This window comes from Variovorax sp. GW460-12-1-14-LB1 (assembly GCF_059423605.1).
Genome location: NZ_JBWKYF010000173.1, coordinates 1 through 514 on the forward strand (window position 1 = coordinate 1; position 514 = coordinate 514).

Consider the following 514-nt stretch of genomic DNA (forward strand, 5'->3'; position numbering starts at 1 on the left):
GAGCCGGCTGGCTCGCAAAGAGGGTGGGTCAATATTCGATGGAAATCGCGGGTCAGGATTCCATGGAAATCAACACGTCGATGGCAGTTGGGGCAAATGGCGGCGACATTGGCTGGCGTATCTGGCCCCTCATCGGCGAGTCTGGTCAAGTGATGCACTTCAAGGAAGTTATTGCCATCAATATCGACAAATGGGCCAGGGTGCGCGCAGCCTTCGCACGTCCCGGCCGCCCGCCGAAGTGCATATCGATGCACTTCGACACTGCGCCTGCGATATTCCTGCACAGTTAAACCGGAGGAGACGCCGGCCGCGGCTTGGACATTCAGTCGGCTTTGCAATGAGGCCAAACTCTCGGGTTCATCCTTGGGGCTAGCCTTGTTTGGCATCAAGGCTCCATAGCCATCTACGGGTGCCAGATGAAAGCGTATGAGCCTATCGCTGTTGATTTCCATGGAATCCTGACCCGCGATTTCCATCGAATATTGACCCACCCTCTTTGCGAGCCAGCCGGCTC

General features: G+C 56.6%; 1 protein-coding gene. It reads right to left on the reverse strand.

From position 1 onward, the window contains the following. The coding region (locus AC07Y4_RS32985) for an HNH endonuclease (RefSeq protein WP_495275692.1) at positions 1-476 on the reverse strand (476 nt) is incomplete at its 3' end. Positions 477-514: the final 38 nt, after the last annotated feature.